General features: G+C 60.6%; 3 protein-coding genes. 2 read left to right on the top strand and 1 reads right to left on the bottom strand.

The window, feature by feature from the left end; all coding sequences use genetic code 11:
- The first annotated feature begins 289 nt into the window (after window positions 1-289).
- On the top strand, window positions 290-1,828 hold the full coding sequence (gene glpD / locus WBB95_RS09580) for a glycerol-3-phosphate dehydrogenase (RefSeq protein ID WP_424487366.1): 1,539 nt from the start codon (window positions 290-292) through the stop codon (window positions 1,826-1,828).
- A 47-nt stretch (window positions 1,829-1,875) separates the two neighbouring features.
- On the opposite strand, the gene WBB95_RS09575 is transcribed toward glpD, so the two are convergent.
- Window positions 1,876-2,601, bottom strand: coding sequence for a tetratricopeptide repeat protein (locus tag WBB95_RS09575; protein WP_424487365.1), 726 nt, complete (start codon window positions 2,599-2,601; stop codon window positions 1,876-1,878).
- Between the two features lie 123 nt (window positions 2,602-2,724).
- Here WBB95_RS09575 and WBB95_RS09570 point away from each other — a divergent pair, with 123 nt between their 5' ends.
- Window positions 2,725-5,049 carry a TonB-dependent receptor gene (locus WBB95_RS09570; RefSeq protein WP_424487364.1) on the top strand — a complete coding sequence of 775 codons (2,325 nt, stop codon included), beginning with the start codon at window positions 2,725-2,727 and terminating at the stop codon, window positions 5,047-5,049.
- Window positions 5,050-5,231 lie beyond the last annotated feature (182 nt).

Here is a 5,231-nt window from a genome sequence, read left to right as displayed (position 1 = left end):
GGCTTGCCCCGCGCTGGGGCGCGAAGCGGGCCCACTTAAGCCGCCGCGTTGTTTCAGACAGATTGCAGCGTCAGGTTCAGGGCTGCTTCGCAGCCCGGCGCGGGGCAAGCCCGCTCACCACATAAGCGCACTCCTGCTGTTGAACTGTTCACAAATCTTCCTTTCCCCACCCTTCGATGAGTTTTTTCAATCGAAGTCGGGTGGCTGTGCGCGCGTTTATCAGCTAATATTTTCGCAAATGAACATTAATGTTCGAATTCCAAGACGAAAAAGATCGCGAGGCCAGCCGATGAACCCTTCCACCTTGCCTGCTCCACCGCTTGCTGAAGTCTATGACGTTGCCGTAATCGGTGGCGGGATCAATGGCGTCGGCATTGCAGCAGACGCAGCCGGTCGCGGGTTGTCGGTTTTCCTTTGCGAAAAAGACGACTTGGCCAGCCACACCTCTTCGGCCAGCAGCAAGCTGATCCATGGCGGCCTGCGTTACCTCGAACATTACGAATTCCGCCTGGTGCGCGAAGCCCTGGCTGAACGTGAAGTGCTGCTGGCCAAGGCGCCGCACATCGTCAAGCAAATGCGTTTCGTGTTGCCGCACCGTCCGCACCTGCGCCCGGCGTGGATGATTCGCGCCGGTCTGTTCCTGTATGACCACTTGGGCAAGCGCGAGAAACTCGCCGGCTCGAAGAGCCTGAAGTTCGGCCCGGACAGCCCGCTGAAAAGTGAAATCACCAAAGGCTTTGAATACTCCGACTGCTGGGTCGATGACGCCCGTCTCGTCGTATTGAATGCCATGGCTGCCCGCGAAAAAGGCGCGCATATCCACACCCAGACCCGTTGCGTCAGCGCGCACCGCAGCAAAGGCTTGTGGGAAATGAACATGGAGCGCGCCGACGGCAGCCTGTTTTCGATCCGCGCTCGCGCGTTGGTGAATGCGGCCGGCCCTTGGGTCGCCAAGTTCATCAAGGACGACCTCAAGCTGGACTCGCCTTACGGCATCCGCCTGATCCAGGGCAGCCATTTGATCGTGCCGAAACTGTACGAAGGTGCCCATGCGCACATCCTGCAGAACGAAGACCAGCGCATCGTCTTCACCATTCCGTACCTGAACCACCTGACCATCATCGGCACCACCGACCGTGAATACACCGGTGACCCGGCGAAAGTGGCGATTACCGAAGGTGAAACCGACTACATGCTTAAAGTGGTCAACGCCCACTTCAAGAAACAGGTGAGCCGTGACGATATCGTCCACACCTATTCCGGCGTGCGACCGCTGTGCAACGACGAGTCGGATAACCCGTCAGCCATCACCCGTGACTACACCCTCGCACTGTCCGGTGCGAACGGTGAAGCGCCGATTTTGTCGGTGTTCGGCGGCAAACTGACCACCTACCGCAAGCTTGCCGAATCGGCGATGGCGCAGTTGGCACCGTTTTTCACGCAGATGCGCCCAAGCTGGACGGCCACGGCCAGCCTGCCTGGCGGCGAGAACATGACCACGCCGGAAGCATTGGCCGACGCGATTCGCGTCAAATACGACTGGGTACCGAGCGAGATCGCCCGCCGCTGGTCCACCACCTATGGCAGCCGTACCTGGCGCCTGCTGGAAGGCGTGCAATCGCTGGCAGACCTGGGCGATCACTTGGGTGGCGGCCTGTACACCCGAGAAGTCGATTACTTGTGCGCCGAAGAATGGGCGACTCAACCGCAGGACGTGCTGTGGCGCCGGACCAAACTGGGCTTGTTCACCACACCGCAGGAACAGGAAAACGTGCAGCGTTACCTGTCCAAGGTTGAGCAGAACCGCGGCAAGATCGAAGCAGCCTGATCAGGCGTTGGTAAAAAGCCCCTGCACCGAAAGGTCCAGGGGCTTTTTCATGGGGCCAGAGACTGGCGCTGATAGCGCAGCCCCATGTCACGAATCGCGCTGAAGGCCGAGCCGAGCAACACCGGGTACGCCGCCTGGAGAAACCCCGGTGTTGCCGTCGTCAGGGCGCGCTCAAGCCATACGCAGGCCTGCGCCTCGTCGCCCGCTTCAGCCAGCTCCGAAGCATGGTTGTATTGCCCGCGAAAATCCCCGCCCTCAGCCGCGCGCTGATACCACTGCCGGGCCAACTGAATGTCTTTGGCAACCACCACGCCTTCATGGTGGAAGCGCCCGAGCAGGTTCATCGACTTGGCGTGGCCCTTGTCGGCCGCCTGGCGGAACAACTCATAGGCCGCTGATAAATCCTGGTCCACGCCTCGACCACGGGTCAGCAATTGGCCGTGGTTGTACAGACCCCAATCCAGCCCAAGGTCGGCGGCTTGCCGGTAATGCTGCGCCGCCTCCGTCAGGCTGATCGCGCAGCCCCAACCATTCTCCAGGCAACGCCCGATCATGTTGATCGCCATCGGATGACGCTGCTGCGCTGCGATGCGAAACCAGCTCAGCGCCAGTTGCGCATCCTTCTGCACGCCGCGCCCGTCGAGCAGCAACTGGCCCAAGGTCGCTTGCGCGTCGGCATCGCCCAATTGCGCGGCGTGCATGACCCACCGCGTGTAGGCACGCGGGTTGTCGACGATCTCAGACGGCTCGCTTGCTGACTGCCCACTTTGCATTCCTGCCCCGCATGCGATCCGGGACCGCAAAAGTTTCATGAATTATTTGGTTACAAAGTATTACATTTGAGATCCTTTATCAATTACGATCGCATCTCACTTTCACCCACACGAGAATATTCAATGGCTACCGGGATCAGTTCTGCCCCCCTTTCATCGCGGCACTTGCTTGCGTCGGCGGTGGGTTTGGCAGTGGCTGCGCAGGGAGGATTCAGTTATGCAGCGGAGACTGCAGCGGATGACAACACAGGAGTAATCCAGCTCGGCGCGACCAGCATTGAAGGTCAAGCCCCGAGCCAGAGTGCCTACAACCCTGTGGCGCCCTCTTCCCCCAAGTACACCGAGGCGCTGCGCGACACGCCGCAGACGATCACGGTGGTTCCCAAGGAAGTCATTCATGACCAAAACCTGCTGACCCTGCGCGACGTGCTCAGCACCGTGCCGGGCATCACCTTTGGCGCCGGCGAAGGCGGCAGCGGCTACGGCGACAGCATCAACCTGCGCGGGTTTTCCGCCAGCGGCGACATCTACGTCGACGGCGTGCGCGACAGCGCCCAATACAGCCGCACCGACCCGTTCAACCTGGAGCAGGTGGAAGTCGTCAGTGGCGCCAGCTCGGTGTATTCGGGCTCCGGCGCGGTCGGCGGCACCATCAACTTGGTGACCAAGCAGCCGGAACTGCGCGACAAAACCACCGTCAGCGCCGGCATTGGCACTGACAACTACAAGCGCACCACCCTGGACACCAACCAGCAGCTCAACGACACCACGGCGTTTCGCCTGAACCTGATGGCGCATGGTAACGATGTGCCCGGTCGCGATTATGAAGATTACTCGCGCTGGGGCATTGCACCTTCCATCGCCTTCGGGCTGGGCACACCCACTCGCGTGACCGTCAGCTACGAACATCAAAAAGATGACAACACGCCGCAATACGGCATTCCTATCTACAACGGCAAACCGATGCCGGGCGTGGGCTGGAGCGATTTCTACGGCTACCACAACATCAATGACCAGCAAACTACCGCGGACGCGTTCAGCCTCAAGCTCGAACACGACTTCAACGACGCTGTATCGGTGCGCAACTTCACCCGCGTTGAACGCGTACGCCAGTACCTGCGCGCCTCCGGCCCCGAGGGCGCACAAGCCGGTTGCCTGGCCAGCGGCACCCAGATCACGGGCGCCCCTTGCACCGCCGGCCTCGCCCCGGGCTTCTTCCAGCCAAGCGGTGGCTCATTGGGTAACGAGCGCAACACCCAGAACAAGATGTTCACCAACCAGACCGACGTGACCAGCCACTTCAGCACCGGTTTCATCGACCACACACTGGTGACGGGTATCGCCATCAGCCGCGAGGAATACCAGGCGGACACCGGCAAATGGCTGACCAACAGCAACGGCAGCACGATCATTCCGCCGCCGGTCAGCTTCAGCGATCCGAACTCCGACTGGACCGGCCCGGTCAACTTCACCCGCGCGGCCCACGTCGACGGCGCGTTGAACAACCGCGCCGCCTATGCGTTCGACACGCTCAAGCTCAGCCCTGAGTGGGAAATCAATGGTGGCCTGCGTTACGAACACAACGCTGGCAGTTCGGTAACCAATGCCTACTCCGCTGCCGGCGTAGAAACGCCCGGTACGCGTTTCGGCCAAGCGGATGACTTGACGTCTTACCGCCTGGCACTGGTCTACAAACCGGCGGAAAACGGCAGCGTTTACATCGCCTACGGCAACAGCAAGACGCCGTCCCAAGCCAGCGTCAACGGTGGCTGTTTCACCCCGGCCAAAACCTCAAGTACAGCCACCAACAACTGCAACGTCGCCCCGGAAACTGCCGTCAGCTATGAAATCGGCACAAAGTGGGACTTCTTCGACAATGCCCTGTCCCTCACCGGCGCGATCTTCCGCAATGACCGCACCAACTACAAAGTCGCCGATAACGACCCCACCAACCTGAGCGGCACGCAATCGCTCGACGGTAAAGCACGGGCAGATGGCGTGGCACTGGGCCTGAGCGGCGCGATCACCGATCACTGGAAGGTCTTCGCCAACTACACCTACCTGGACACCCGCGTACTGCGCAGCGCCAGCGACTTCACCCTGGCAACTACCGGGTTTGATGCACAGAAAGGTGAGCCATTGCCGTTCACACCCAAACATGCGGCGAGTCTCTGGACGGTGTACGACCTGCCGTATGATTTCCAGGTGGGCTACGGTATTACGGCGCAATCCAAGCAGTACCTGGTCAGCGCCGCCGGGGCACCGACAGCGCCGGGTTATGCGGTTCAGCGGGCCATGTTGGGGTACAAGGTCAACAAGCAGTTGAACCTGCAGTTGAACGTTAACAACCTGTTTGACAAGGATTACCTGACACGCATCCGTAACAACGGCTGGGCGGTGCCGGGGGATGGGCGTGCGGCGGTTGTTTCGGCTGACTATACGTTCTGACGTTGGGGGGGCTGAGTTGTTTGGCAGATCCATTGGTTGGGTAATGGCTGATATGGGTTCCGCTCTTACAGCGGCTCACTTTTGGTGGAGCGCAAAAGTAAGCAAAACGCTCTTGCCCCTCCACTCGGTGCCTCGCCTAGGCTCGGCATGCCCGCACTCCGGCTTGAATCCGTGGGCCGCCG

The organism is Pseudomonas sp. (assembly GCF_049645325.1).
Lineage (GTDB): Bacteria > Pseudomonadota > Gammaproteobacteria > Pseudomonadales > Pseudomonadaceae > Aquipseudomonas.
This window is presented reverse-complemented; position numbering and strand designations above follow the sequence as displayed.